The following is a 25,878-nucleotide window of genomic DNA, read 5'->3' as shown; positions in this document are numbered from 1 at the left end:
CCAGGGGGGGGGCGCAAAATTTTGTGTTGTTACGTAGCGGAAAAATGCCCGGTGAATCAAAATCAGGGGGTTGCGCGAAAACTATTTTTCAGGCCTACGCTGGTCCCTGTGTGTGGGCGTCACAGTGCGCAGGGGCGGGCTTCAATTCGGCATCGGTATGGTCGATGGGAGACCCTGCCGCCACAGGTGGCGACCGCCCGGAGGCGACGCTTCTTGCGGTCGCTCGCTCGCTCGTTCTTGTCCGGGGCAGGTATGTCGGCTGGGTAACGCGCAGGCCAACGACTCCGGCCTGATCGCCGGGGTGAGGCCGGGGATCGGGGCCGGAGCCGCCGGGAACGAGTCGGCGGGCAGGCGGGCTAGTTGCCGCTGCCCATGAGGGCGTCGAGCACGCTGAAGATGGCGCCGGGGCTGGCGTGCACGCCCGCGGAGACCGAGGTTTTGGTGGAAGTGGTGGTGGTCCGGGTGGAGGTGCCGCCCGGAATGGCCGTGGTGCTGGTGCTGGTGTGGCTGGAGCCGGAGGAGCCCACGTCCCAGGTTTTGCCCACGCTGGGCCAGGTGGTCTCGCCCAGGGCGCGCATGGTCTCCTGGCGGGTGATGTCCTGGGCGCCCTGGTCCGGCCCGCCCGTGCTGGAGACGGCGTCCGCGTTGGGGGCGTTCAGGGGGGCGTTGTCCGCCACCGGGGTGTCCATGCCGCCAACGGCCCACTCGCCGCGTCCCACGCGATGGCCGGAGTAGTGGCCCGTGGCGGTGCGTCCGTTCTGCTTCACGCCCAGGGTGAACCCGCGCGCCACGCCGCCGGTAGCGGTCTCGCGGGCGGGGTCGGGCACCACGGAGAAGCTCGCGCCGGTGTCCGGGTTGTTCCAGGTGGTGGCCTGGCCGCTGCGGGTGCCTTCCAGCGCGTTCTCCAGCATCTGCTGGTCGCTGGCGGCCAAGGTCTCCAGGGGCGAGAGGCCGCCTGCGAGGGACTGCCGCACGTGTTCCGCCGTGGCCCTGGACGGGAAGCCGCTCGCGGGGGTCAGGCGCAGGCTCACGGTGGAGGGCGTGAGCACGTAGGCCTCGCCGGTGTCCTCCTGGCTGTTGATGGACATGACGCCGGCGTTGGCGCCCATCCAGCCGTCGTGGAAGAAGTTGTTGGACTGCGCGCCCTGGTTGAGCGCGTTCAGCAGCACCTTGTTGGTCTGGTACTGGCGCTTGATGAGCACGTCCTGCTGGCGGTAGCCGTCCTTTTTCAGGGTCAGTATGTGGTCCTGGTTGCGCGCCAGGCTGACCTGGCAGGGGGAGGTGCAGGTGGGGTTGCCGTCCACCAGCACGCTGGCCTCGCCGGGGTCGGTGGACACCGGGACGGTCTGCATGGCGATCTGCGGGGCGCAGGCAGCCAGCAGCAGGCTGAGGAACGGGGCGGCGAGCCGGGTCATGGTTTTCATCGTGCTCATGGGGGTTCTCCTCAAGGTGCGGGGTGCGGCGCCGGTTTTGTTGAAGCGGACATCTATCACAAGACTTGTGGGGAAGCCAGAGCATCCGCAGCCTTGCCCGGGGCATCGGCCCAGGCTATGCTTGCCTGAATACGGGGAGGCGGCATGCTTGCAGACGACGGGAGAACGCGGGAACTGGCGGACGAGATCCGGGCGGTGCTCAGTGCCGGGCTGGCCCAGGACCAGGCCACGCTGGAGACGCTGTGCATGGCCCTGGGCGAGACGGACGGCCGCGCTGCCCTGGCGCTCTTGGCCGCCGAGCCGGAGGCCTCGGAGCACGCGGCGCTCCTGGCGCTGCTGCTCTCGCCCGGGCCCGCGCTCGTGCGGGAGCTGGAGCCTGCGCTCTGCCGGGCGGACCTGGACGCCGCGGGCGCGGAATCGTTGGCGGATCTGGTTTCGGAGCTGGCGGCGGGGCCGGGCCGGGCCTTTGCCCTGCTGCCGGACGGCTCGCGGGTCGAACTGGCCGCCTCGGAGCCCGGCCTGCGCGCCTTTGTGCGCCGCCTGCGGCCGGAGGCCACTGCCCCGGCGGAGCTGCGGGCCATTCTGGCCCGGCGCTGCCCGCCGGCGCTGGCCAGCGAGCTTGGGGCGCTCCTGCGCCATTGCCGCCTGGCCTGGACGCCGGAGCGCGTGTTCTTCCTGTCCACCCTGCTGGAGCGGGCCGAGACCGACGCCGACGACCTGCCCGGGCTCATGGCCTGGGCGGCGGGCTTTCTGGAGGACCTGGGCGCCGAGCCAGGGCGGAAGCCCGACCTGCGGCGCGAGCTGGCCGCGCGCAGGCAGGCGCTGCTCACCCAGCTGCGCCAGGCGGAGTTCATGGAGGAGGCGCTGGCGCGCGGCAACTACGAGACGCTCATGTCCCAGGGGCTGCGCTTCGCCCACGTGCACGGGCCGGAGGTGCGCGCCCAGTTGGCGTTTCTGGAGCGCGCGGCGCGGCTGGCCCTGGGCCTGGCCGGAGAGGCCCTGGACGGGGTGAGCGTGCGCGACCTGGGCCAGGCCGAGGACGCCGAGGGGCTGTTGCGGCTGTTGCCGGGCCTGGAGGGTTAGGAGGAGACCGGCTCGGCGGGCTGGGCGAGCTCGGGGTCGCGCCAGAGCAGCCAGCTCAGCTTGGCCAGGTGGGCCGCGCCCGTGAGGCACAGGAACGTGGCGAACATGATGAACGCCGGGTCGAAGTCCACGGTGTTGATGTCCGGCATGCGGACCAGGTAGACCGCGACCTCCGCGAACAGTCCCAGCAGCAACAGCGACAGCCCGTAGCCGTGGCAGTGGTGGTCCACGCGGGCTTGCTGCGGCGTGTGCGCGTCCGGGTAGACCCCAAGGAACTTGAGCAGGGTCTCGCGCTCCTCAAGGGTCACGCCGTAGGCCACCAGGATGGTGCCCAGGCCTTCCAGTATCTCTTCCATGGCGTGCTGGTGCTGGTCGATGGAGCGAACATCCTCCAGAATGTCCCAGGCGCCCTGGATCATGAGCAGGCCGAACAAGACGCTCATGGCGATGAGTCCGGCGCGGCTGGTCAGGGCCGGGATCAGCTTCTTGGTCATGGCGATGTCCTTCATGAAGAGATTTCTTGCAGAATGCCACACGGGGCGGGCGGGGGCAATATGGCTCAGCTCTCCTTGGGGTCGCGCCAGAGCAGCCAGCTGAGCCGGGCCAGCAGCCCCGCGCCCGTCAGGCAGGCAAGCGCGCCCAGCACAATGAGCGCCGGGTCGAAGTCCACGATGTCCAGGTCCGGCATGCGGATCAGGTACACCGCCACGCTGACGAGCATCCCCACCAGGATAACCGCCAGGCCGTAGCCGCTGCAGTGGGCGTCCACGCGCGACTGGCGCGGGCTGAGCCCGTACGGGTAGAGCTTCAGGAACTTGAGCAGGGCCTCGCGCTCCTGCAGCACCAGCCCGTAGGCCACCAGAATGGTGCTCAGGCCCTGGAGGATGTTCTCCATGGCGGCCTGAACCATGGCGATGCTGTCGTACTGGCGCAGGATGTCCCAGGAGCCCTGGACCATGAGCAGGACGAGCGCGAGGTTCATGGCCATGATCGCCTGGCCGCTGGTCAAGCTGGAGAGGAGCTTTTTGGACATGCGCCGTCCTTCAGGGGAGAGTGTGGCGGAGAATGCCACAACTGACTGGCGCAGGCAACGCGGAAAAAAGCTGGCGGCGCAGCCCCGGAGGAGACCGCGCCGCCTGGGGAGGGGCTGGTGCCGGAGATTGTTCTGGGGCTTACTCGGCCTTTTCAGCCTTCTTCTCGCCCTTCTTGGCCTTCTTGGCGGCCTTCTTCTCGGCCTTCATTTCCTTTTTCTCGGCTTTCTCGGCCTTCATGTCGGCCTTGACCTCGGCCTTCTTCTCCATCTTCACCTCGGCCTTGGGCTCGGCGGAGGGAGCGGTGGCGGGAGCGGCGGCAAAGGCGGGAATGGCCAGGGAGAGCATCAGGGCGGCAAGGATAAGCTTCTTCATGGTGTGACTCCTGGTGTGCGGGTAGAGGGTTTGGGACACGGAGTACTGCTTCACTAAAAAGCCCCGGCGCCGATGAGGCGGTCGCCAGGGCCAAAGCCCAGTTCTATTGCGCGACCTGCTTGTCGTGCTTCTCGCGCTTGATGTCGCGGCTCAGGCGGTCGGCCTTCTTGTTCAGGCGAATGCGCTCTTTCTTGTTCACCACGCCGTCGGCCTTGGCGCGCTCCTCGGCCTTTTCCAGCTTGGCCTCACGCTTTTCCAGGTGGGCGGCTTCCTTCTCGGTCAGCTGGCCGGAGGCCTTGCCCTGCTCGATGCGCTTCTCCATGTTGGCCTCACGCTTGTCCAGGCCCGGGGTCTTGGGACCTTGGGCGAAGGCGGGAACGGCAAGGGAGAGCACGAGGGCGGCAGCGGCGAATTTCTTCAACATGTTCAAGCTCCTTGCAATGGTGTTGTCGTGTTGGGACTGCGCTTGGCCGGGTATGTTCATCCTGTGCGCCATGCGGCGACGGGTGAAGAAAAGCATAGCCCGTGCCAAGACGTAACATGCCGCAGGAAATGGATTTATTTTTTATGGCCGGTGCGGGTATGGCCTGCGGCGCGCAAAGATTGCGCAGCACGCGCAAGAATGTCGCTATTCGCTAGCCTGTTCCGCGCGCGCCTGGCGCGGGTTCAGCCCTTGCGGATCAAGGCCGCGCCCGGCGTCGTACACGCCCACCTCGGCGTCGAGGAGCACCACGCCGCGCGCCCGGCGGTGGTAGCGCCGAATGTTCAGGTAGTCCGACTCGTACCCGCCCTCGTCGGCCCAGCCGCGGCCGCGCACAACGGCCAGTTCCCGCGCGATGCACAGGCACAGCGGGTCGATGTTGCCCTGCCGGATGGCCTCGGCGACGGGGTCGGTCCCGGCGGGCGCGGGCCGGGGCAGGAAGGGAACGTCAAAGGCCCGGCTGGTGTCCACCCGGCCGATGAGCAGCTCCGGGGGGGCGGCCGCCTCCACATGCGGCAGAAAGGCCGCCAGCGCGCCCTCGGCCAGGGCGTTGTCGTCGTCGAGGAAGAGCAGGTAGCGGCCCTTGGCCCCGCGCATCAGCGCATCGCGGATGTGGTTGCCGAAGCCGCAGGTGGCGCAGGCCGGCCTGGGCAGCACGAAGAAGCGCAGGTTCGCCAGCGTGCTTGACGGGCGCGCGCCGTCCACGGCGTCGAAGCCCACCAGCATCTCCACCCGCGCGGGGTCGAGCCCCTGGGTGGCGCGGGCCGCCTCGACGGCGGCCTCCACGCTGCCGATGGCCTGGGCCAGGGCGCGCGGCCGGGTGCCGATGCTCGGCGTGATGACGCTGAACAGCATGTCGGGACTAGCCTTGGGCATGTTCCACCTCCTTCTGGCGGTGGGTGCGGATGAACTGCGTGGCCGCAAGCGAGCAGAGCGCGAGCCCCGCGCCGCCCAGAAACACCAGCTTGGAGCTCCACAGCCACAGGGCGCCGCCAAGCACCGGCACCACCACGGCGGCGATGTGGTTGATGGTGAAGCCCGCGGCCATGGTCGGCGCGATGTCCTGCGGGTCGCCGATCTTCTGGAAATAGGTGGTGATGCACATGGCGAAGTTGATCACCAGCTGGTCCAGCACGTACAGGCCGCACACCAGGAGCTTCGAGTCCGAATAGGCGTAGGCCGCGCAAACCACTGTGACAACGCAGTACTCGAAGGTCAAGAGGGCGCGCTCGCCGAAGCGGTTGATGGCCCGGCCGATGAGCGGGTTGGCCACCACGTTGATGGCGTTGTTCAGGATGAACAGGCCCGTGATCTCGGCGAGGCTCATGCTGAACTTCTGCACCAGCAGGAAGATGGCGAAGGCCAGGAACACCTGCCGCCTGGACCCGGCCAGGAAGGTCAGGATGTAGTAGAGGGTGTATTTCCTGCGCAGCAGCATCTTCTTGCGCTGCACCGGCACGCCCGCGTGCGAGGGGTCGCGCGTCAGCGCCCAGAGTCCGGCCAGGGCCACCACGCAGCCCAGCATGCCGTAGATTCCGGCGAAGTCGAACCCGCGCGAGGCCAGAAGCACCGTCAGGCCCACCGCGATGTTGGCCATGCCGGTGACGCTGCGCAGCCGCCCGAACACCAGCGGGGCCTCGGCGCGGTCGAAATACTGCAGGGTCAGCGACATGTTCAGGGTCTCGTAGTAGTGGAACCCGAAGCTCATGACCAGGGTGGTGGCGGTGAGCCCCCAGAAGCTCGGGAACAGCCCTGTCAGCCCCACGCCGAGGCCCAGGACGGTGATGGCCAGGGCCGCCACGCGATGCTCCGGCAGCACCAGCAGCACATACACCACCAGCAGCGACAGGAAGCCGGGGATCTCTCGCACGGCCTGCACCAGCCCGACCTCGAACCCGCCGAATCCGGCGCGCTCCACCGCGAAGTTGTTGAACAGCGTGATCCAGCCCTGCATGCCGATCTGGGAGGCCGCGGTGAGCACGATGAGGAAGATGAGCATGCGCCTGGCCTGGGCGGCAAGGAGCTGGGGCTTGGCCTGGGATGCTTCGGGCACGCGTTTGCCTTGGGTTCAGTGGTGGGCGCGGGCGCCGCGCCTCCGGACTCAGGCCTTGCTGTTCAGAACCTGGGCCAGGGCCTCAAGGATGTCGGTGAGCTCCAGGGGCTTGGCGATGGCAGCGTTCATGCCGGCCTCGAGGAAGGCCTTGCGCTCCCTCAGCTGGGCATAGGCGGTGAGCGCAATGATGGGGATGCCCGGGTCGAACAGGGTGCCGTCGTGCTCGCGGATGGCCTTGGTGGCAGCCATGCCGTCCATCTCAGGCATCTGGATGTCCATGAGCACGGCGTCGTACTTCGTGGCTTCCAGAAGCTTCAGCGCCTCCAGGCCGTTGACGGCAGTGTGCACCTCATGCCCGGCGCGCTGCAGAAAGCTCTTGACGGCCAACTGGCTGATGGGGTTGTCCTCGGCCAGGAGCAGCTTGAGGGGGCGGAGAATGGGCAACTTCTTGCGCAGGCCCGGCCCGTCGGCGTGCTCCGCCTGCTCCAGGCGCAGCGCCAGGCTGATGCTGGTGCCCTTTTGCGACGCGCTTTCGAGGGTGATGCCGCCGTCCATGAGCGCGGTGAGCTTGCGCACGATGGCGAGGCCCAGGCCGGTGCCGGCGAAGCGTTTGGTGAAGGCGGGCTCGGCCTGGGTGAAGGGGTCGAACACGTCTCCCTGGCGTTCCTCGGGAATGCCCACGCCCGTGTCGGCGACGGTCAGCAGGAGCACGCACTTGCCGTCGGCCTGCGGCAGGCTGTCCACCTCGATGGCGACCTCGCCCTGGTCGGTGAACTTCACCGCGTTGCCCAGCAGGTTGAACAGGATCTGGCGGATCTTTCCGGGGTCGCCCAGCAAGCGCCCCGGCAGCCCGGGCGACAGGTGCACGGACAGGGCAAGCTCCTTGCGCCGGGCCTGGTCGTCGAACACGGCCGCGCAGGCCCGCACCAGCTGAGCCGGGTCGAAGGTTTCCAGGGACAGCTCAAGGGTGCCGGACTCGATCTTGGAGAAGTCCAGGATGTCGTTGATGACCGAGAGCAGCGCGCGAGCGGAGTAGATCGCCTTGTCCACGTATTCGGACTGGTCTTCGCCGAGCGGCGTGGTCTGCAGCAGCTGGAGCATGCCGAGGACTCCGTGCAGCGGCGTGCGGATCTCATGGCTCACGTTGGTCATGAACTCGCTCTTGGCCAGGCTGCCCGCCTCTGCGTCCTCCTTGGCCTTGCTGAGCGCCTCCTCCACGCGCGCGCGCTCGCCTATGTAGCGGGCCTGCTGCATGTTCCTGCGGGCCAGCTCGGAGAACTGCTCCGCGATGCGGTTGAGGGCCGTGTTCACTTCCTCGAAGCGCCGACGTGACATGACCGGCACGACCTCCAGGTGTTTCCTGTATTCCGCCGGGTCGAGGCCGAGGTCCTTGGCGCTCTCCGCCATCTTGACCAGGTCGGCGCCTTCCGGGCGCGCCTGGCAGATGAACCAGTGGGCCAGGATGTGGCCCTCGGGATGGTCCGCGTCGCGGTTGCCGTCGCGAATGGGCGCCACGCCGGTGTACAGGCCGCTGGACGGGCAGATGTGCGGCCCTGGCTGGGCTTCCAGGCCGATGAGGTCCTGGGTGGCGGCTTCGCAGGCTTTGGAGCCGTTGATGGAGTTCTGGAGGAGCAGGCACAGCCCGCTGGGGTTGCTCGGCCTGGTGAGCGGGGTTCCGTCCGGGGCGGTGATGAGCGAGGCCACGCCCACGGCCTGGGCGAAGGCGTCCTGCACGGCCTGGATGTCGCCGAGGTCGAAGAGGTCGGTGAAGGAGAGGTCCGGGACCTCGCCCGGGGGGCTGGTGACTGCGGACAGGCGGCTTTGGATGACCTGCTCCAGGCGCTTGCGCTCGGTGATGTCCATGATCGCCAGCATGGCCCCGTACCCGTGCAGGGGCAGGGGCGCCGCGGTGACCTGGACGATGCGCACGGAGCCGTCCGCCCGATGTATCTGGTTCTCCTCCCGGATGATCTGCTGCTGCCGGACGGCGCGCACGCTCGGGTATTCGCCCGCTCCGAGCGGTGTGCCGTCCAGGTGGTTCACGGTGAACTCGCGCTCGAGCGGCAGCAGGTGCAGCAGTTTTTCGCGCTGGCTGCCGAAGAGTGCTTCGGCGGCGCGGTTGATCTCGAGGAAGCATCCTTCCGTGTCGGTGACGGCGAGGGCCAGTGGCACGCTTTCGAGCATGACGCGGTACTTCTCGCGGCTCTCGCGCAGGTCGGCCTCGGTCCGCTTGCGTGCGGTGATGTCGGTCATGGTGCCCACGATGCCTTCAGGCTTGCCCTGGGCGTCGAAGTACAGGGAGCGCATGAAGAGCAGGTCGCGCAGCTGGCCCTGGCTGTTCGCGGTCTGGGCCTCGAAGACCTGCTGCCCGCCGTGGGCGAACAGCCGCTCGTCCAGGTCGGCGATGCGCCCGGCGAACTCGCTGTCCTTGAGGTCGGAAATGCGTCGTCCCAGCATCTCCGCCTCCATGAGTCCCACGAACTCGCAGAAGGCGCGGTTGACTCGGACGTAGCGGCCTTCCTTGTCCTTGGCATAGATGGGCGTGGGGTTGGCGTTCATGAGGTCGGTGGTGAAGCGGTGCTGCGCCTCGCGCTCGCGCTCGGTCCGGCGCAGGTCGGTCAGGTCCGTGGCGGCGGCCAGAAAGCCGGTGACCTGTCCTTCCGTGTCGCGCAGGCAGAGCCAGTCCACCTTGAGCTCGGCCTGGCCTCCGTCAAAACGGTCCAGGCGGGCCACAACGGAGCCCGGCTGCCGCAGCCCGGCGGCGGCAGCGGCCAGAACGCCCGCGATGGCCTGGCGCGCCTCGTCCGTTGCAGCCAGGTCGAGGATGCTCCTGCCGGGAAGGCTGCCCGCGGGCGCGCCGCTGAGGACGTAGCTGCCCGGGTTGGCGAAGACGATGCGCCCGTCCAGGTCCAGCTCCACAACGGCGAGGCTCAAGGCGTCCATGAATTCGCGGGAGCGTCTTTCCGAGGTGCGGCGCTGGGCCTCGGCCCGGCGGCGGCGAAGGATGTTTATCCACAGCAGGCCGATGGTGGCGGCCATGACCGTGAACAACGAGCCGAGCAGCAGCAGCCAGGGCCGGTAAATATCCCACAGGCCCTGGGGCTGGTAAACGATGAGGCTGTTCTTGGGCAGGTTTTCGAGGGAGAAGCCCTGGCGCACGATCTCGCGGTAGTCGAACATGGGCTTGTTGGGACTTTGCGTGACCGGCGGGATGTCGTCCACGTTTTCCCCGGCGAGGATGCGCGCGGCCAGTTCGGCCATGGCCTGGCCCTGGTGCTCGCCGCTGACGACCACGCCGCCCACCGCGCCATGCCCGAGCAGGAAGTCCCAAACCCCGAAGATGGGCTGTGGCGTGCCCTTCCGCGTGAAGGCCATGAACTCCGCCACGCTCATGCTCTGGCCGTCCGGGTCGCGGAAGAGGCCCATGTGCAGGATGGCCGTGTCCGGGGACAGGGTGGAAAGGGTCGAGGCCACCTCGCCGAAGGGCCGACCGGCGATCTCCTGCACCTCAAACCGGCCCAGGAACTCCTGCGTCGCCGCCAGGGAGTTCGTGCGGTTGTACTGGCCGGTTTCCGTGGAGTCGGTGATGATCACCAGCCGCCGCATGGAGGGCATGAGCTTGAGGGCCGCCTCGATGGTGCCCCGGATGTCGGCGCGCTCGCTGACGCCGGTAAAGCCGCGCTGGCCCCGCAGGCGGCCCTCCCGGTAGTCGTTGACGCCGCAGAAGACCACGGGCGAGCCCGGCCACAGGCGGTCGCGATAGGCGAGCAGGAAGTCCAGCGCGTTGTCGTCGCTGGCGAGGATGACATCAGGCCGGAAGCCTGCGTATTTCTTGGCGTAGAACTCGGCCAGCAGGTCGAAGCTCTTCTCCGGCGGCTGGCGCTTGGTGTCCATGTACTCCACATGGACCATGGCCTCCGGAGCCAGTCGGGCCAGGGTCATCGCCACGCCGGTTTGGATGGTGTCCGTCCACTGGTAGCCCTGGTGGTAGGCGTGGAGGGCGAGGACGTGCCGTTGCGGGGTGGACTGGCTGAGGGCGGCCTGGCTGGCGGGCGCGCAGCACAGCAGCAGCCCGAGCGTCAAAATGGCGCAGAGGAGCGGATAGGTGCCGCACGTGTGAAAGTAGCGTCTGGTGGCGGCCATCAGGAGCTCTTGTGGTGGTTGTTTGCCCTCGTTGCGTGCCTGGCGGGTTCCAGAACACACGCTACCTTACACCTTCGGCGCGGCGAGCGCCACCCCCGGCGACTACGCAACCAACCTCGCCGGTCGACCCGCGGCCTGCTCAGGCCACGGGCAGGCGCACGCTGAACGTGCTTCCGGAAGCGGTGTTCTTGTCCGCGGGAGAGTCCACCCAGACCTCGCCGCCGTAGTTGCGGGCGATGTGCCTGCAGATGGCCAGGCCGAGCCCGGCGCTGCCCGCGCCGTCCACGTCGTTGTTGTCGGCGCGGAAGAAGCGCTCGAACACGCGCTTCTGGTCTTCCTCGCTGATGCCCGGCCCCTGGTCCGTAAAGCGCAAGGTAACGCTCTGGCCGTCGCTGTGGGCCGTGATGCGGACGCTCGACCCCTGGGGCGAGTACTTGATGGCGTTGTCGAGCAGGTTGTCCGCGATCTGGAGCAGCCCGTCGGGATCGGCCGCCACGTGCGGCAGGTCTTCCGGCAGCGCCTCCACGGCCAGGGTGATGTCCTTCTCCTGGGCGGCGAAGGTGGAGTTCATGAGCGCGTGCTCCAGGGCCTGGGGAACGCTGGCGTCCAGGTCCTTGGGGCGCTTGCCGCCGCTCTCGCTCTTGGCCAGGGCGAACATGCCCGCGATGACCTTGGACATGTGCACGGCGTTGGCGCGGATGATGTCGAGGAACTCGCGGCGCTTGGCCTCGTCGGTCGGCGGCGCGTCGAGCAGGGTCTCGGCGTAGCCGCGGATGCTGGTGAGCGGCGTGCGCAGCTGGTGGGAGGCGTTGGCCACGAAGTCGCGCAGCACGCGCTCCACGCGCTTCTGCTCGCTGGTGTCGTGGAAGATGAGGATGACCCTGGGCCGGAACTTGTGGTCGCGGAAGGGCACCACGGTCATCTCGGCGCAGTGCCGGTCCTTGAGCTCGATCTGCCTGCTGACGGGCTCGGTGGTTTCCCCGGCCATGAGGGTGTCCACGAGGTTCTGGATTTCGAGGCTCATGGTGGCCTCCAGCGGGGCGCGGCCGATGAACTCCTGCGCCCGCGGGAAGATGGCCGAAAGCGCCGGGTTCACGTGCAGGATGCGCCCGCCGGTGTCGAGCACCATGACGCCTTCGGTCATGCCCTCGAACATGGCCCAAAGCTCGCCGCGCTGGTTCTCGATGACCTTCACGTTCTTTTTGATCTTCTTGGCCATGCGGTTGATGGCCTCGGCCAGGGGCTGGAACTCGGCCGCGGGGTAGAAGAGGATCCTGCGGCGGTAGTCGCCCTCGCCGATAGCCTGGGCGGCCTCGGTGAACTGGGCGATGCCCGCCGTGATGGTGCGCGAGAGCAGGTAGAGCAGGATGCCGGAGCCCAGCAGGAGCGGAATGACGGCGGCCAGAAGCGCCCAGCGCATGCGCTGCATGTGCATGCGCACCTGGTTGACGGGCGCGGCCAGGCGCAGCACGGTTTCAGGCTGGCCCTCCGGCGTGGAAAGCTTGCGCGCCATGTAGATCATGTCGCGGTCCAGGGTGGCGCTGTGGCGCGTGGCCTTGCCCAGCTCGCCGCCCAGGGCCGCCGCGACTTCCGGGCGGCCGGTGTGGTCGTCCATCTTCGCCAGGTCGTCGAAGGCGCGGGAGGAGTCGGCCAGGACGCTGGCGCCCTGGATGAGGGTGATGCGCATGCCCATGTTGTTGGCCAGCGTGTGCAGGAAGTCCTGGCGGTCGCGCGGCTCCTTGAAGGGGCCGCCACGGTCAAGCAGCCACTGCACGGTATCCAGGCGGGTCAGGGTCTCGCGCTCGAAGTCCCTGGCGGTCTCCTCGTCCAGGGAGGCGCTGTAGCGCCAGAAGGCGACGGCCAGGCCGACGATGAGCACGCCCCAACCCCACAACAACACTCGCATCTGGATCGACTGGACTCTGGGCATGAAAGGTCCTTTGCTTTGGTCCGGGCCTTTGCCCGGGCATGCTTGTGGCCTCCTGTCGGGCCGTTGTTCAGGCGCTGCGGCCCGGGGTGAGCTTGCTGTGGCCCATGACCAGGTTGCGGCCGTTGATCTTGGCGGAGTACATGGCCTGGTCCGCGGCCAGGATGAGGTCGCTGGCCGACTGCCTGGGCTTCAGTTGCGCCACGCCGATGCTCACGGTGACGCACACGGGCTCGACTTGCGCCGGTCCCTCGATCTGGGGCTGGAAGGGGCAGTTGGCCACGTCCAGGCGGATGGCCTCGGCCCGGACCACGGCGGTTTCCTCGTCGAGCCCTTCGCAGATCACCACCAGCTCCTCTCCGCCGAAGCGGGCGGCGTAGCCCTTGAACTGCGAGGCGTGGGCCGAGACGATGGCCGACAGCACGCGCAGCACGCCGTCGCCGGTGACATGGCCGAAGGTGTCGTTGACGGTCTTGAAATGGTCGACGTCGAGGAACATGAGCGACAGGGCGCTGTTGTTCTGCCTGGCGCGGTCGATGGCCGCCTCCAGCTGGGCGTCCAGGGCGCGGCGGCTGTACAGTTCGCTGAGCAGCGGGTCGAAGTTGGCGGTGCGCTCCATCTGCTTGGCGCGTTCCTCCCAGGAGCGGGCCTCCTCTCTGGCCTGGGCCACCATCTCGGTGATCATGCCGCGGAAGCGGCGCACCACCTCGGTCTTGTTGCCCTCGTTGCTGATGAGCTCCTCTGTGTCCTTGCCCATGCGCTGGAGGCTGGTCTGGCGACTCTGGCTGCTGGCCTGAATCTCCTGCACCACGCGGTTCATTTCCGAGTACAGGGCGCTTGAGCCTTCGCGCTCCGCCTTGAGCTGGTCGCGCAGGTCGGCCACCTTGGAGCTGTTCAGCAGGAAGCCTTCGATGGAGGATATGACGGAGTCGAAGCGCTGTCTGTTCAGCGGCTTTGTGGCCATCTGCTCAAAAATGCGGGCCTGGATGGCGGCCTTTTGCTTCTCGGTAAAGAGGTCCATCTCTCCCACGAGGTTGCGCACGAAGAGCACCACGGCCATCCAGTCTGCGTCTCCGGGAACGCCGAAGCGTTCAAGGATTTCATGGACCTTGTCCAGGCCGTGGCTGGCGTGCGTGCTCTTGGATTTGGTCATCGGAACCTCTTGGTCAGTGTAGAGCATCGAAGCGTGGAATCCAAGACGGAATATGCCACTTTTGCCTGGTTGCCCTTGCCGGAGCGAGTGTGCCAGCGGGCTTGTCAAAGCCCAGCGCCAGCTCGGCGCCTGGTACTGCCGGGAGCGGAGCCTCGGTGGCGCAGGCCGGGCAGTCCACCCAGGCGTATCCGTCCAGGCCGACGTGGCGGGACTCTGCCCGGAACATGAGGCAGCATGCGCTCCAGTTGAACCGGATGTGCCCTATGACTATTTACCCCCTGCGGGGGCAGGCGTCAACGACTGAAACAGGTCGTTGCGGGCCTTGGGGCAGCCTGGGGCGGATTTGCGGATGCCCGGGGCAATGTGCGATGACTGGACAGGCGGGCATGGCAGATGTATCAACGAGGCCTGGAATTCGATGGCGACAGGAGCACGAAGACAATGAGTTATCTGGACTGGGACGACAGAATGGCCATCGGCCATGAGGTCATCGACGCGCAGCACCGGCAGCTCGTCACCCTCATCAACGGCATCGCCGAGGCCACCGCCCGCAGGGGCGGCCGCCAGGAAATCGGCGCGCTCATCCGGGCCTTTTCCGATTACGCCCAGGAGCATTTCAGCACCGAGCAGGACCTCATGGACTCCACCGACTACCCCGAGTACTTCCTGCAGCTGTCCAGCCACGAGGACTGCACCACGTCCGCCCTGTCGTTCTACCGCGACTACATCAACGGCCTGGACGTCTCGGTGGAGGATTTTCTGTCTTTTGTGGCCGGCTGGTTCAAGGGGCACACCCTGGGAGTCGACCAGACCTTGCGCAAATACCTCAAGAAAAAGGCCTCGCCCGACCCCCTGCTGCGCTGAGGCCCGCGCCTTGCCCTGCCGCCCCTTGTCGGCTATGGCAGCGTCATGCACCCGTCGAGCACACTTGCCTCCCGCCTCAAAGCCCTGGCCGGATCCGTCCACCGCTACCTGTTCCGCGTCGCGCCCCTGCCGCACGCCACGGGCTCGCTTTCGGTGATGGTCGGCGCGGGCCTGGCCCATTTCGGCCTGGAGCTGCTGGCCCAGGGGGCGCTCCTGGCCGGGCTGTGCCTGGCGCTGCCCGCCACGGGCTGGTTCGGCCTGGGGCTGCTGTGCCTGGCCGACGGCTACTGCCGCTACCGCGAGTACCGGCGGCTCAAGCGCATGATGTCGCGCTGGGGCTTCCACCCGCGCCTGCTGCTGCCCGTGGCGGCCTCCCGCTGCCAGCGCGACGCCGCCCTGGCCGCCGCCTCGGAAACGGGGCACCTCCGCAGCGCCCGCGCGCAGTTCCGCGAGCTGGGCTACCGCTGGTACCACCTGCTGCCGGACAGCACCGTGGACAACCCCCTGCGCTTCTTCAGCCCGGATTTTCTGCGGGTGACGTTTCTGCCCGGCAAGGGCTAGGTCGGCAGGGGCCGGGCCGGCGCCCGCGCGCTAGGAGTCGAGCGTCACGTGGCCGGCGGAGGCGATGAGGATGGTGTCGCCCAGGCCTTCGACGCGCTTCAGCAGCGTCTGCACGTATTCCTCGGGCTTGCCCGCGGGCCTGGGCATGCTGAGGATGGTCAGCCCCGGGCGCGCGGCGCGCTGTTCTTTCGAGCAGTCGGCCTCGTCCTCGATGGCGATCTTCGCGTTCACGCGGGCCAGCTCGAGGATGCCCTGCATCTTTTCGAGCAGGTTGGCCCTGTCCGTCTGCGGGGTGGCCCTGCACAAGACCGAGATCTCGTGGTTTCTCCACTCCTTGTTCAGCTTCATCAGGTGCGCGAACAGGAGCATCAAGACTCCGTCCCGCGCCCCCTCCCAGCAAAGGGCGATCTCGGTGCCGTGCGCGCTCCAGCGCGCCAGGCCCTCGTTCTGCCGCACGCAGACCACGTTCTTCTGGAAGAACAAGGCGTGGGAGATGGTCATGAAGAAGTCCGCCGGGCTTTGGGCGGCCTCCTTCAGGCCGATGACCAGCGTGTTCGGCTTGATGCCGCCGATGCCGTGGCATTGCAGCAGCGCCTTCAGGCCCTCCTCCAGCCCGGCCTCCACCACCACCACCGGGAAGGCCTCCAGCTCCTCCTCGGCGATGTACTTGCGCAGCATGCGCTCCGCCCGGGCCTTGACGTCCATCTTGCTCTCGATCTCCCCGTGCAGCACCTGGCCAAGGCTCAGGATGCCCCGGCCAGCGGCCAGCCAGTAGGCGTACTGGGCCAGGTTGGTGCGCGTCCAGGAGGTGGTGGACAGCGCCAGGATGATGGGCCGCCAGTTCTTGGGGTGGTAGCGCTCGTCCTCCAGGGCCAGCAGGGCCGTGCGCACGCGCTCCAGCGCCACCCCGCTCGACACGTCGCCCCAGCGGGCCTCGATCTCGGCCCGGCTGACGGCCCAGAACAAGAGCCCCATGGCGCAGATGGAGACCAGCGCCCAGAGCGCGTTGATAAGAAACATCACCACCAGGCAGCTCAGGCTGCCCGCCAGCGCCGTGCCCCAGCTGTACAGGCGGAAGCTGGGCCGGAAGCTCGGGTTGCGCGAATAGGCCTCGTAGAAGCAGGCCAGGTTCAGCGTGCCGTAGGTGATCATGAAGAACATGGTGATGACCGGGGCGATGGTGTTCAGGTTGCCCGCCATGACGGCCCCCTGGGCGATGACGAAGGTCAGGACCGTGGCGTGCCTGGGCTCGCCCCCGGAGATGCGCGCCAGGGGCTTCAGCCAGGGGGACACGCCGTCCCTGGCGATGGACTGGAGAATCCTCGGCGCGCCCATCATGCTGCCCAGGGCAGAGGACAGGGTGGCCGAGAAGATGCCCACCGTGATGAGCAGCGGCCAGAGGGCGTTCTCGCGGATGACCATGCTGTTCAGGATGAGCTCCGGCCTGGGGTTGGCCGCGGCCAGCAGCAGGATCATCAGGAAGTACACCACCCCCGTGAAGCCGATGGCGGCGAAGGTCCCGCCGGGGATGGCCCTGGCCGGGTCGCGCAGGTCGCCGGACATGTTGGCCCCGGCCATGATGCCCGTGACCGCCGGGAAAAACAGCGCGAACATGCTGAAGAACGACTCGCCGCCGACGTAGCCCGCGTTGGCGTTGGCCAGGAGCGTCTGCATGGAGGCCTCCTGCCCGGCCCCGGCCACAAAGGACAGGATAGAGAGGACCAGGGCCGCGAGGATGAGGTACTGGACCTTGATGGTCCAGCCCGCGCCGATGAACACGCAGACGAAGGTGATGGCGTTGATGGCCGTGGCCACGGCCAGGGTCGACGCGGGAAACCAGGGGAAGATCTGGAAGAAGGCCTCGGTGAAGCCGATGATGTACATGGCCGCCGAGATGGCCTGGGCCAGGAAGAAGAACACCCCGATGGCGGTGCCGTACTCCACGCCCAGGCTTCGGCTGATCATGAAGTACGCGCCGCCGCCCTTGATGCGCGTGTTGGTGGAGATGGCCGCCAGCGACGCCGTGGTCAGCAGCGTGATGGCCTTGGCGGTGAACAGGATGATCAGGGCGTTGACGAACCCGCTTTGCCCCACCACCTCGCCCAGGCGCAGGAACATGATGACGCCGAGGATGGTCAGCGTGCAGGGCGTGAATACTCCGCCAAAGGTGCCGAATCCTTTGCGCGCGGTGTCCATGTTCCGGGGGCCTCGTTCGGTGCTTCAGGGGTCCTGTGACCTGTTCGATACGGGATTTGCGGCGCGGTTGCCTTCCGTCCCGGCCTGGCCTATCTAAACGTCCATGTTCGACAACGACGAATTCTTCAGCCCCAAGGACCCCGGCCTGCCGCCGCTTGACTGCGTGGGCTGCGGTTGGTGCTGCCTGGACAACCCTTGCGAGGTGTCGCACGCGGTGTACGGCTACACCCCGCGCTGCCCGGCGCTGGAATGGACAGGCGCGCGCTACGTCTGCGCGCTGGTGGTGCGCCCGCAAGCTGGCGTGGACCTGGCGCCGCTGTTCGTGGGCCAGGGCTGCTGCGCCCGGCACAACGCCTGGCGGGGCGATGTGAAGAAGCGCGGCTGAAAACAGGTCGACGTGCGCCAGCGCGGCTGAACGCCGTCATTATGAAGGAGCGCGGCCGATCGCCGCTTCCTACTCCCTGACCTTCACCCGGAAGACCTTGCTCGCCAGCACCTTGCCCTCGAGCGCCAGCTCGATGACGTACTCGCCGGGCACCAGGCCCTCGGGCGTGTCGAAGCTCCACACCGCGTACTCCGGCGTGCCGATGACGCGCTCGAAGCTGGCGCTGCTCTCGGTCATGGCCTCCCCGGTGTCGGGGTTCACCATCCGCGGGTGGCGCACCACCACGTCGATGTTCACCGCCGCGCCCTTGGGCGTGCCCCGCAGCACGTACTTCATGCCGATGCCGATGCCCAGGCTCGCGTCCACCAGGGTGGACTTGCGCACCAGCTTGAAGTCCTTGGCGCGGTCCTTGATGCCGTCGGCGATGGTGGGCGAGTTCTCGCGCTTCTCCACGGTGGAGGTGTAGACGCCGAATTCCAGCACTTTGACGGCCGTGACCTTGGGTTGCGGGGCCGCGGCCTGCTTGGCCTTGGCGTAGGCCGGGGCGGCCAGTCCGGCGATGGCCAGGAGCGCGGCCAGCGCCAGCAAGAGGGTGCGTTTCATGTCGGCCTCCTTCGGTTTCTGGTCAGGGGGCTATACCCCCAGGCTGGCCCGCAGCGTGTCCAGCCGCAGGTGCTTGGCCACCAGCTCCGCGCCCTGGCGCACCTTGACGGCGTCGCGCATCTTGTGGCGGGTGAGCAGGTTTTCCATCTTCTTGGCCACGGTGAAGGTGTCCTCGCGCACGATGATGATGCTGGTCTCCAGCACCTCCGAGCGCGTGAGGATGACATCGTTGGGGTACAGGTTGCCGGTGAGCACCAGGCACGGGCAGTCGCCCTCCAGCGCCACCAGCTGCACGTCTGAGCGGTCGCCGCCGACGATGACCGCCGCGTTCTTCTTCTTGCGGAAGTGCAGCATGAAGTTTTCCACCTGCATGGTGCCGATGAGGAACTGCGAGACCACGCGGTCGGTCTTGTGGTGCGCGCTGATGACCTTGCCGCCCAGGCGGGTGGCCAAATCGCCCACGGTGATGGAGCCCATGAGCGGGTCGCGCGGGAGGATGCCAAGCACCGGGATGCCCCGGCTCTCCAGGAACGGGGCTAGGTGCGCGCTCACCTCCTCCAGGAAGGTCGGGGGCACGTCGTTCAGGACCACTCCCGCGAGGCCGCCCTCCATCTGCTCCTTGAGCATGAGCAGCAGGTCGTAGTTCAGCTCTTTCTCGAAGCGGTCGATGACCAGTGCCTTCACGCCCAGGGTCTTGACCATGCCGACGGCGTCCAGGCCGGAGTACTTGCCGGAGTACATGCTGCCGCTGCCCGCCACGAGCATCACGTCGCGGCCCAGGGCCAGGCCCTGGTAGGCCGCGTTCACCTGCGCCATGAGCCCGCCGTCCTGGGCGCCCGCCAGCCGCCCCTCGAAGGCGTCCATCTTGAAGTCGTGGGTCACGACCATGGGGGTCATGGCGGTGGGGGTGTGGGCGGGGTCGTCGTCCAGGCCCAGGGCCTGGCGCACGAACAGCGCGTCCTCGTCGGCCAGTCCGGCGTCTGTCTCCACGGGCATGGCGCCCACGGGCTTCATGTAGCCGATCTTGAGCCCCGCCTTCTGAAAGGCCAGGCCCAGGCCCACGGTGATGGTGTTTTTGCCGGAATAGCCGGAGGTGGAGCCGATGTAGAGTCCGGGCATGACGCCCTCCTTCTGTGCAGTCTTGTTCTATATCTTGGCCATGCGTCAGCCGAGGACGAGCCTGGCCCCGGCGACGTGCACGCCGCCCGGACCGGCCAGCACCGGCGAAAAATCCGCGCCCACAAGAAGCGGCAGGCGCAGGGCCAGCCGCGACACGGCCATGAGCAGCCGCTCAAGCTCGCTCAAGGAAACCACCGCGCCGCCGCGCGCCCCGCGCAGCAGCGGATAGAAGCGCACCTCGCGCAGCATCTCGCGCGCGTCCTGCGGGGAGAGCGGAGCCAGCCGGTACGACACGTCGCCCAGGAGCTCGCTCGACACCCCGGCCAGCCCGAAGGACACCAGCGGGCCGAACTGCGGGTCGCGGGTGAAGCCCACCACCAGGTTGAAGCCGCCGGAGTCCGGCAGGCCCGGCGCGGCCTGCACCAGGCAGCCGGTGACGTAGGCCTCGGGCCGCAGGCGCGCGGCGCGGCTGGTGAGGGCCAGAAAGGCGTGGCGGACTTCCGCCTCGTCGTTCAGCCGGGCAAAGATTTCCGCCTGGTCCTGGCCGTCTCCGGGCCTTGCCCCTGTCCAGGCTCCGGCCATGGGGCCTGCCTCTGGCGTGGCCAGGGTGAGCGACACCGGCAGGCCGATCTCCCCGGCCAGGCGCACGGCCTCGTCGCTGGTGCGGGCAAGCCCGGTGGTCAGCACCGGCAGCCCAGCGGCGTGCGCGGCCTCCAGGGCCTCGACGCCGGTGATCTCGACCAGCCCGCGCGTCTTGGCCAGCTCCACGATGTAGCGCGCCTCCTCGTCCCAGGGCGCGTCGCAGGAGCCGCCGACTTCCAGGCTGGCCTCGCCATCGCAGGAGGTGGCGGGCGGCGGGTCGTGCCGGGTGCGGCGGAAGTGCAGGTACAGGGCGTCCAGAGCCTCCACGGCGGGCTCGGGGAAATCGTAGCAGGGGATGCCCGCCTCCTGCAGCAGCTCGCGCCCGGCGCGCACGGCCTCGCGGCCCATGAAGCAGGCGGCCACGGGCTTTCCCGTGATGTTCAGCGGACCGTTCGCGGCCTCGATGACGGCGCGGGCGGTGGCCTCGGGCCGGGCCTGGGCCGTGGGGGTCAACAGCACCAGCACGGCGTGGGTCTGGGTGTCGGCCAGGAGCGCCTCCAGGGCGGCGGCGTAGCGCTCCGGTCCGGCGTCGCCCAGCAGGTCCACGGGGTTGTACGCCGAGGCGAAGCTCGGCAGGATTTCCGTCAGGCGGGCCAGGGTGTCGGTGGACGGGCGCGGCAGGGTCAGCGAGCTGGCGGCGCAGGCGTCGGCGGCAAGGATGCCCGGCCCGCCGGAGTTGGTGAGGATGGCGAGCCCCGGCCCGGCAGGCAGGGGCTGGGTGGCGAAGGCCTGCGCCAGGCCGAAGAGCCGGGACGACTCGTCCACCTGCAGCAGGCCCGACTGCAGGAAGGCCGCGCGGTAGGCCGCGGGCGAGCCGGAAATGGCGCCGGTGTGGGCCGACACGGCCCGGGCTCCGGCCGCAGTGCTCCCGGCCTTGAGCATGAGCACGGGCTTGCGCGCCGAGACCTCGGCGGCCGCGGCCATGAACCTGGGGCCGTCCTCCACGCTCTCGCAGTAGCCCAGGATGACCTTGGTCTGCGGGTCCTGGCCCAGGTGGCGCAGCACGGCGGCCTCGTCGAGCAGGGCCTTGTTGCCCAGGCTCACGAAGCGCGAAAAGCCGATGCCCAGGCTCATGGCCCAGTCCAGCACGGCCACGCACATGGCGCCGGACTGGGAAAAAAAGGCCACCCCGCCGGGTTTCGGCTGGCCAATGGCGAAGCTGACGTTGAGCCCGCAGCCGGTGCTGATGAGCCCCAGCGAGTTGGGGCCGAGCAGGATCATGCCCGCCTCGGTGGCGATGCGCTTAAGCTCCATCTCGGCCTCGAAGCCCAGCCGCCCGGTCTCGCGGAAGCCCGCGGCCAGCACGATGGCGGCGCGCACGCCCTTGTCGGCCAGGATGCGCATCTCGCTCAGCACCTGCTCCCTGGGCAGGCAGATGACGGCCAGGTCCAGGCCGTCGGGCAGCTCGGCGGCGGAGGACACGGCGGGCAGGCCCATGATGTCCTTGCCCTGCAGCGCGGCCTCGGGATTGACGGGATACACGCGGCCCTTGTACCCTGCGGCGATGAGGTTCGCGAGCACCAACCCGCCGACCTTTGCCGGACTGCGCGAGGCGCCCACCACAGCCACGGCTGCGGGCTCGAAAAGCGGCGTCAGGTCAAGGGGATCGTGGGACATGGGTGCGGGCCTTCCAGGGAGCGTTGATGGACGAGAATCTCACGACTGTACAGGAAGATATCCACTATCGTTTCCGGCAAGTCAAGCTGCTGGAACTGGCGCTGTCGCACAGCTCCTGGGCCAACGAGCGGGGCTGCCCGGCCGAGAGCAACGAGCGCCTTGAGTTTCTGGGCGACGCGGTGCTTGAGCTGTGCGTGAGCCAGGAGATCTTCCTGCGCTACGCCGACGCCGACGAGGGGCGGTTGACCAAGGTGCGCTCCCGCCTGGTCAAGACCACCACCCTGGCCGAGGTGGCGCGCTCTCTCGGCCTGGACCGCTCGCTGCGGCTGGGCCGGGGCGAGGAGGCCCAGGGCGGCCGCGAGCGCGACGGGCTCCTGGCCGACTCCGTGGAGGCGCTCTTGGGAGCGGTGTTCCTGGACGGCGGCTTCGAGGCCGCGCGGGAACTGGTGCTGCGCCTGCTCGGCCCGCGCTTTCCAGAGACGGCCAGCGTGCCCCCGGCCAAGGACTACAAGAGCCGCCTGCAGGAGATCACCCAGGAGACGCACCGCGAGCGGCCTGTTTACAATCTGGCCGACGCCAGCGGGCCGGAGCACAGCAAGGTCTTCGCCGTGGAGGTCGTCCTGCCGGACGGTCAGCGCTTCCTGGCCGAGGGCGGCAGCCTGAAGAAGGCCGAGCAGGCTGCGGCGGCGCTTGCGCTGGCGACCCTGCGGCCCCGGAGCGACGCCTAGAATCCCGGCGCCGCCACTCCCCATGCCTTTGACGCGAAAAAGGCCGGAAGGGTCGCCCCTCCCGGCCTTGAAGCCGTTGTCGCTGTCGCTCTAGCCCTAGCCCTGGATGAGCTGCATGGCCATTCTGGGCAGGGAGTTGGCCTGGGCCAGCATGGCCACCGCGGACTGCGAGAGGATCTGCTGGCGGGTGAATTCGGTCATTTCCTGGGCCACGTCCACGTCGGAGATGCGCGACTCGGAGGCCTGCATGTTCTCCGCCTGGATGGAGAGGTTGGTGATGGTGTTCTGCAGGCGGTTCTGAATGGCGCCCAGGCTGGCGCGGATCTTGTCCTTGGAGATGATGGCCTGGTTGAGGGCGCCGAGGGTCTGCTGCGCCAGATCCTGGGTGGAGATGGACTTGCCGGCGTTGTCCGCCGCGGTGCCAGAGCGGGCGTCGGTCGTGGCGAACTTGGCGCCCGCCAGGTGCCCGATGCCCAGGGCCGAGGCCGTGGCCGTGCCCATGGCCACGTAATAGTAGTCCTCCGCGGAGTCGTTGCCGGACCCGAAGTGGATCTTCAGCGCGCCGGTGGAGTTGATGCCGCTGCCGTTGTGCGTGGCGGAATTCCCCGAAAGGTTTCCGTTCAGCAGATAGATGCCGTTGAAATCCGTGGCGTTGGCGATTCGCGTGATTTCCGAGCACATGGCCTGGTACTCGGAGTCGATCATCAGACGCTGGTCGGACGAGTAGGTGCCGGTGGAGGCCTGCATGGCAAGCTCCTTGAGGCGGATGAGCTTCTCGTCGATGATCTGCAGCGCGCCGTCCGTCACCTGGATCATGGAGATGGCGTCGTTGGCGTTGCGGATGCCCTGGTTCATGCTCTTAATGTCCGCGCGCATGAGTTCGCGGATGGCCAGGCCGGCGGCGTCGTCGGCGGCATTGCCCACGCGCAGTCCCGAGGACAGGCGTCTGGTCGAGGTGGCCAGGGCGCCGTAGGAACTCTGCAGGTTGCGGGTGGCGTTCATCGCCATCAAGTTATGATTGATCACCAAAGACATGACGTAAACCTCCTTGTTCGAAAAAACATTCCCTTTTGCGGCCCTAAATGCACCGGGCGTGCCAACATAATATTTACTTTTTAATTAAGCATGTTGTGTGTAGCGAGATTGTCTAGACTTGTTCGTGATGGCGCCGACGGGACTGAAAAAGATGCCGCCGCGTCAGGCCGCTGTCGGCCGCTGGGCTGCATTTTCTGCACGTAAATGCGTACGTAGCGGCCTCGACAGCCGGCCTTTGGGTGTGTAATACATAGAAAGTTGATGCTTGCCGCCGGGCTTGGCGGGGAAGGCCCGTGCCCCGGAGGCTGGAGGAATTGCACATGATCACGTCCCCCCCAAAGTACGATCAGGATCTCCGCGAATTTCTGGAGACGCAGCGAGGCTCCCTGGTCATGCTTTCAGACGACCCGCTTTTCGTGCGCACCCTGCGCACCACTATTTTAAAGACCCTGGGCGTGAAGGCTGACTGTCTGGAGGTCTTCCAGGACCCCGGCAGCGCCCTGAAGAGCGTGCGCGACCACCTGGGGGGCAAGGTTCCGTCCCCGGTGCTGGTCCTGGCCGACCGCCTGCTGCGCGGCCTGCCCACCCTGGATTTCCTGCGCGGCGTGAAGGGAGCCTTCTCCGAGGCCAGGGTCCTCGTCATGACCCAGGAGACAAGCAAGGAAGCCCTGTCCCAGCTGTTCGAGATCGGCGTGGACAGCGTGCTGACCAAGCCCGTGAGCGTGGACACGCTCATCGAAAAGATGGCCGGGGCCATCAAGCCCCAGGGCAAGCTGAGCCAGCTTGTGCAGGAGGCCAAGCGCCTGCTGGACCTGGGCGACACTGTCAAGGCCAAGCTCATCAGCAAGGCCATCCTGAAGATCAAGGAAAACAGCCCTGTGGCGCTGATGATCATGGGCGACGCCCTGCTCATCGAGGGCAAGCGCGAGGAGGCCATCGCCTCTTACGAGCAGGCCCACCAGGGCGCGGCCCTGTACCTTGAGCCCCTGAAGAAGCTGGCAGGCGTGCACCAGGGTGAGGACGACGACAACTACCTGCACTACCTGAAGAAGCTCGACGTCATCAGCCCGCTGAACACCGAGCGCAAGTGCGAGATCGGCAAGGTCTACGTGCGCAAGAAGGAAATGGACAAGGCCGACGCCTACTTCGGCGAGGCCATCGCCAACGCCCAGCGCGAGGCCTCAAGCTATGTGGAGCAGGTGGTGGCGGGCATCGCCGAGAGCGTGGCCGAAGCCTCCCCGGCCATGGCCGAGAAGTATTACGTCAAGATCCTGGACATGAAGGGCGACAACCTGACCAAGGAAGACATGGCGACCTTCAACCGCCTGGGCATCGCCCTGCGCCAGCAGGGCAAGTGGAAGGAGGCCATCGAGAACTACAAGAAGGCCCTCACCGTGGTGCCCGGCGACGAGCGCGTGCTCTACAACATGGGCCTGGCCTACGCCGACGGCCAGCAGCACCGCCAGGCCGTGGACTGCTACGAGCAGGTGCTGCGCACCGACCCGCAGTTCTTCCGCACCGCGGCCGTGGTGGCCTTCAACATCGCCAGCGCCTACCACCTGTGCAAGCACGTCGAGGCGGCCAAGGAGTTCCTCAAGGTCGCCCTGGAGATCGACCCCCACCATCACGGCTCCAAGCGGCTTCTGGCCAAGATCAAAGCCGGGGGCTAGCCCTCCGCCTTTCGCCTCCCCAAGCCGGGGGCGCTACTTCGCATCCAGGCAGAAGCCCATGCTCCGCGCGGACTGGAGCCTTGCGCACGCGCCCAGCCGGCAGGCGGCCTCGTAGTCTGAGCACATGCCGGGCATGTCCCCGGCCTGGGAGCGCGACACCCCGCGGTTCACCAAGGCCACGGGGGAGAGCGGGTCGAGCTGGTGGGCCAGCGTGAAGTCGTCGATGGCCTCGGCGAAGCGCCCCTGCTCATCGCGCGTGACGCCCCGGTTGATGCGCGCCAGGACGTTCTCCGGCGCGATGGCGATGACCTTGGAGTATCCGGCCTCGGCCTCGCCGGTCTGGCCCAGGGCGAAGAGCTGGTCGGCCCGGGCCAGCAGCGCCGGGATGTGCCGTGGCTCCAGCGCCAGCGCCGCGGCAAAGTCTTCCGCCGCGCGATCCTGATGCCCAAGGGCGGCCAGCGCCAGGCCGCGTTCCACAAAGGCGTCGGCCCGGGCGGCGGGCGGCATGTCGCGCCGGGCGAGCATCAGCGCGTCCAGGGCGGCCACGGCCTCGGCGTAGCGGCCCAGCTGGTTCAGGGCCACGGCCCGGAGGGCAAGCTCATCGGCGGAGCCGCGGGCGCTGTCTGGGCCGCCCGGTTCATCCAGCGCCTTGAGCGCCTCCAGCGGGCCGCTGCCGCGTTCGTCGCGCAGGTGGAAGGCCGCCAGGGCCAGGCGTTTGGCTGTGGTCGAATAGACTTCCACGGCGTTGAGGTTGAAGCTGCGCTGCACGATTTGAATGT

At 67.9% G+C, this 25,878-nt stretch carries 22 protein-coding genes; 6 read left to right on the top strand and 16 right to left on the bottom strand.

Annotation, left to right across the window (positions count from 1 at the left end):
- Window positions 1-356 precede the first annotated feature (356 nt).
- Complete coding sequence (locus tag RDU24_RS14170; protein WP_308736429.1) at window positions 357-1,433, bottom strand: PEGA domain-containing protein; 1,077 nt, start codon at window positions 1,431-1,433, stop codon at window positions 357-359.
- Window positions 1,434-1,577: 144 nt separating this feature from the next.
- Here RDU24_RS14170 and RDU24_RS14165 point away from each other — a divergent pair, with 144 nt between their 5' ends.
- Window positions 1,578-2,516, top strand: a complete 939-nt coding sequence (locus RDU24_RS14165; RefSeq protein WP_308736428.1) for a hypothetical protein — start codon at window positions 1,578-1,580, stop codon at window positions 2,514-2,516.
- Here the strand turns inward: RDU24_RS14165 and RDU24_RS14160 are convergent.
- From RDU24_RS14160 to RDU24_RS14120, 9 genes are all read right to left on the bottom strand, one after another.
- Entirely contained in the window at window positions 2,513-3,010 is a 498-nt protein-coding gene (locus RDU24_RS14160) for a hypothetical protein (protein WP_308736427.1), read from the bottom strand. The two genes, RDU24_RS14165 and RDU24_RS14160, sit on opposite strands and share 4 nt — an antisense overlap.
- Before the next feature lie 65 nt (window positions 3,011-3,075).
- A complete protein-coding gene (locus tag RDU24_RS14155) occupies window positions 3,076-3,549 on the bottom strand; it encodes a hypothetical protein (RefSeq protein ID WP_308736426.1) in 474 nt (157 codons plus the stop codon).
- A gap of 139 nt (window positions 3,550-3,688) precedes the next feature.
- Entirely contained in the window at window positions 3,689-3,922 is a 234-nt protein-coding gene (locus RDU24_RS14150; RefSeq protein WP_308736425.1) for a hypothetical protein, read from the bottom strand.
- A 103-nt stretch (window positions 3,923-4,025) separates the two neighbouring features.
- The gene (locus RDU24_RS14145; protein ID WP_308736424.1) at window positions 4,026-4,346 is read right to left on the bottom strand and encodes a hypothetical protein; all 321 of its coding nucleotides are present in this window, start codon (window positions 4,344-4,346) and stop codon (window positions 4,026-4,028) included.
- Window positions 4,347-4,550: 204 nt separating this feature from the next.
- Window positions 4,551-5,279, bottom strand: coding sequence for a glycosyltransferase family 2 protein (locus RDU24_RS14140; protein ID WP_308736423.1), 729 nt, complete (start codon window positions 5,277-5,279; stop codon window positions 4,551-4,553).
- Window positions 5,266-6,456, bottom strand: coding sequence for an MFS transporter (locus RDU24_RS14135; RefSeq protein ID WP_308736422.1), 1,191 nt, complete (start codon window positions 6,454-6,456; stop codon window positions 5,266-5,268). Before RDU24_RS14135 ends, RDU24_RS14140 begins: the two co-directional genes overlap by 14 nt.
- 48 nt (window positions 6,457-6,504) lie before the next feature.
- Window positions 6,505-10,599, bottom strand: coding sequence for an ABC transporter substrate binding protein (locus RDU24_RS14130; RefSeq protein ID WP_308736421.1), 4,095 nt, complete (start codon window positions 10,597-10,599; stop codon window positions 6,505-6,507).
- A 139-nt stretch (window positions 10,600-10,738) separates the two neighbouring features.
- Window positions 10,739-12,529 (bottom strand): HAMP domain-containing sensor histidine kinase, encoded by a 1,791-nt coding sequence (locus tag RDU24_RS14125; protein ID WP_308736420.1) that lies wholly within the window; start codon window positions 12,527-12,529, stop codon window positions 10,739-10,741.
- Window positions 12,530-12,596: 67 nt separating this feature from the next.
- Window positions 12,597-13,679 carry a GGDEF domain-containing protein gene (locus RDU24_RS14120; RefSeq protein ID WP_308736419.1) on the bottom strand — a complete coding sequence of 361 codons (1,083 nt, stop codon included), beginning with the start codon at window positions 13,677-13,679 and terminating at the stop codon, window positions 12,597-12,599.
- A gap of 441 nt (window positions 13,680-14,120) precedes the next feature.
- Here RDU24_RS14120 and RDU24_RS14115 point away from each other — a divergent pair, with 441 nt between their 5' ends.
- Both RDU24_RS14115 and RDU24_RS14110 read left to right on the top strand, forming a co-directional pair.
- Window positions 14,121-14,543 (top strand): bacteriohemerythrin, encoded by a 423-nt coding sequence (locus RDU24_RS14115; RefSeq protein ID WP_308736418.1) that lies wholly within the window; start codon window positions 14,121-14,123, stop codon window positions 14,541-14,543.
- A 45-nt stretch (window positions 14,544-14,588) separates the two neighbouring features.
- Window positions 14,589-15,104 (top strand): hypothetical protein, encoded by a 516-nt coding sequence (locus RDU24_RS14110; RefSeq protein WP_308736417.1) that lies wholly within the window; start codon window positions 14,589-14,591, stop codon window positions 15,102-15,104.
- Window positions 15,105-15,134: 30 nt separating this feature from the next.
- On the opposite strand, the gene RDU24_RS14105 is transcribed toward RDU24_RS14110, so the two are convergent.
- A complete protein-coding gene (locus RDU24_RS14105) occupies window positions 15,135-17,300 on the bottom strand; it encodes an amino acid permease (RefSeq protein ID WP_308736416.1) in 2,166 nt (721 codons plus the stop codon).
- A 103-nt stretch (window positions 17,301-17,403) separates the two neighbouring features.
- On the opposite strand from RDU24_RS14105, the gene RDU24_RS14100 reads away from it, so the two are divergent.
- Window positions 17,404-17,685 (top strand): hypothetical protein, encoded by a 282-nt coding sequence (locus RDU24_RS14100; RefSeq protein WP_308736415.1) that lies wholly within the window; start codon window positions 17,404-17,406, stop codon window positions 17,683-17,685.
- A 69-nt stretch (window positions 17,686-17,754) separates the two neighbouring features.
- On the opposite strand, the gene RDU24_RS14095 is transcribed toward RDU24_RS14100, so the two are convergent.
- The 3 genes from RDU24_RS14095 to RDU24_RS14085 are packed head-to-tail and all read right to left on the bottom strand — an operon-like array spanning window position 17,755 to window position 21,666.
- Entirely contained in the window at window positions 17,755-18,288 is a 534-nt protein-coding gene (locus RDU24_RS14095; RefSeq protein WP_308736414.1) for a DUF3859 domain-containing protein, read from the bottom strand.
- 30 nt (window positions 18,289-18,318) lie between these two features.
- The gene (locus tag RDU24_RS14090; RefSeq protein ID WP_308736413.1) at window positions 18,319-19,407 is read right to left on the bottom strand and encodes a phosphotransacetylase family protein; all 1,089 of its coding nucleotides are present in this window, start codon (window positions 19,405-19,407) and stop codon (window positions 18,319-18,321) included.
- Window positions 19,408-19,452: 45 nt separating this feature from the next.
- A complete protein-coding gene (locus RDU24_RS14085) occupies window positions 19,453-21,666 on the bottom strand; it encodes an acetate--CoA ligase family protein (RefSeq protein ID WP_308736412.1) in 2,214 nt (737 codons plus the stop codon).
- A gap of 26 nt (window positions 21,667-21,692) precedes the next feature.
- On the opposite strand from RDU24_RS14085, the gene rnc reads away from it, so the two are divergent.
- Window positions 21,693-22,394 (top strand): ribonuclease III, encoded by a 702-nt coding sequence (rnc, locus tag RDU24_RS14080; RefSeq protein WP_308736411.1) that lies wholly within the window; start codon window positions 21,693-21,695, stop codon window positions 22,392-22,394.
- Between the two features lie 96 nt (window positions 22,395-22,490).
- Here rnc and RDU24_RS14075 read toward each other — a convergent pair whose 3' ends face one another.
- Window positions 22,491-23,429 (bottom strand): flagellin N-terminal helical domain-containing protein, encoded by a 939-nt coding sequence (locus tag RDU24_RS14075; protein ID WP_308736410.1) that lies wholly within the window; start codon window positions 23,427-23,429, stop codon window positions 22,491-22,493.
- Between the two features lie 320 nt (window positions 23,430-23,749).
- Between RDU24_RS14075 and RDU24_RS14070 the strand changes: the two genes are divergently transcribed.
- Window positions 23,750-25,099 (top strand): tetratricopeptide repeat protein, encoded by a 1,350-nt coding sequence (locus RDU24_RS14070; protein ID WP_308736409.1) that lies wholly within the window; start codon window positions 23,750-23,752, stop codon window positions 25,097-25,099.
- A gap of 33 nt (window positions 25,100-25,132) precedes the next feature.
- Here RDU24_RS14070 and RDU24_RS14065 read toward each other — a convergent pair.
- The coding region (locus tag RDU24_RS14065) for a tetratricopeptide repeat protein (protein WP_374989782.1) at window positions 25,133-25,878 on the bottom strand (746 nt) is incomplete at its 5' end.

The sequence above is a fragment of the Humidesulfovibrio sp. genome, assembly GCF_031082295.1.
GTDB lineage: Bacteria > Desulfobacterota > Desulfovibrionia > Desulfovibrionales > Desulfovibrionaceae > Humidesulfovibrio.
Note: the sequence above shows the minus strand (reverse complement) of the source record. Positions and strands in the feature narration are given on the sequence as shown.

Excerpts from the sequence above, each read along its gene's own strand:
- RDU24_RS14170 (WP_308736429.1), bottom strand. The coding sequence starts at position 1,433 with ATGAGCACGATGAAAACCATGACCCGGCTCGCCGCCCCGTTCCTCAGC.
- RDU24_RS14165 (WP_308736428.1), top strand. The coding sequence starts at position 1,578 with ATGCTTGCAGACGACGGGAGAACGCGGGAACTGGCGGACGAGATCCGG.
- RDU24_RS14160 (WP_308736427.1), bottom strand. The coding sequence starts at position 3,010 with ATGACCAAGAAGCTGATCCCGGCCCTGACCAGCCGCGCCGGACTCATC.
- RDU24_RS14155 (WP_308736426.1), bottom strand. The coding sequence starts at position 3,549 with ATGTCCAAAAAGCTCCTCTCCAGCTTGACCAGCGGCCAGGCGATCATG.
- RDU24_RS14150 (WP_308736425.1), bottom strand. The coding sequence starts at position 3,922 with ATGAAGAAGCTTATCCTTGCCGCCCTGATGCTCTCCCTGGCCATTCCC.
- RDU24_RS14145 (WP_308736424.1), bottom strand. The coding sequence starts at position 4,346 with ATGTTGAAGAAATTCGCCGCTGCCGCCCTCGTGCTCTCCCTTGCCGTT.
- RDU24_RS14140 (WP_308736423.1), bottom strand. The coding sequence starts at position 5,279 with ATGCCCAAGGCTAGTCCCGACATGCTGTTCAGCGTCATCACGCCGAGC.
- RDU24_RS14130 (WP_308736421.1), bottom strand. The coding sequence starts at position 10,599 with ATGGCCGCCACCAGACGCTACTTTCACACGTGCGGCACCTATCCGCTC.
- RDU24_RS14125 (WP_308736420.1), bottom strand. The coding sequence starts at position 12,529 with ATGCCCAGAGTCCAGTCGATCCAGATGCGAGTGTTGTTGTGGGGTTGG.
- RDU24_RS14120 (WP_308736419.1), bottom strand. The coding sequence starts at position 13,679 with ATGACCAAATCCAAGAGCACGCACGCCAGCCACGGCCTGGACAAGGTC.
- RDU24_RS14115 (WP_308736418.1), top strand. The coding sequence starts at position 14,121 with ATGAGTTATCTGGACTGGGACGACAGAATGGCCATCGGCCATGAGGTC.
- RDU24_RS14110 (WP_308736417.1), top strand. The coding sequence starts at position 14,589 with ATGCACCCGTCGAGCACACTTGCCTCCCGCCTCAAAGCCCTGGCCGGA.
- RDU24_RS14105 (WP_308736416.1), bottom strand. The coding sequence starts at position 17,300 with ATGGACACCGCGCGCAAAGGATTCGGCACCTTTGGCGGAGTATTCACG.
- RDU24_RS14100 (WP_308736415.1), top strand. The coding sequence starts at position 17,404 with ATGTTCGACAACGACGAATTCTTCAGCCCCAAGGACCCCGGCCTGCCG.
- RDU24_RS14095 (WP_308736414.1), bottom strand. The coding sequence starts at position 18,288 with ATGAAACGCACCCTCTTGCTGGCGCTGGCCGCGCTCCTGGCCATCGCC.
- RDU24_RS14090 (WP_308736413.1), bottom strand. The coding sequence starts at position 19,407 with ATGCCCGGACTCTACATCGGCTCCACCTCCGGCTATTCCGGCAAAAAC.
- RDU24_RS14085 (WP_308736412.1), bottom strand. The coding sequence starts at position 21,666 with ATGTCCCACGATCCCCTTGACCTGACGCCGCTTTTCGAGCCCGCAGCC.
- rnc (WP_308736411.1), top strand. The coding sequence starts at position 21,693 with ATGGACGAGAATCTCACGACTGTACAGGAAGATATCCACTATCGTTTC.
- RDU24_RS14075 (WP_308736410.1), bottom strand. The coding sequence starts at position 23,429 with ATGTCTTTGGTGATCAATCATAACTTGATGGCGATGAACGCCACCCGC.
- RDU24_RS14070 (WP_308736409.1), top strand. The coding sequence starts at position 23,750 with ATGATCACGTCCCCCCCAAAGTACGATCAGGATCTCCGCGAATTTCTG.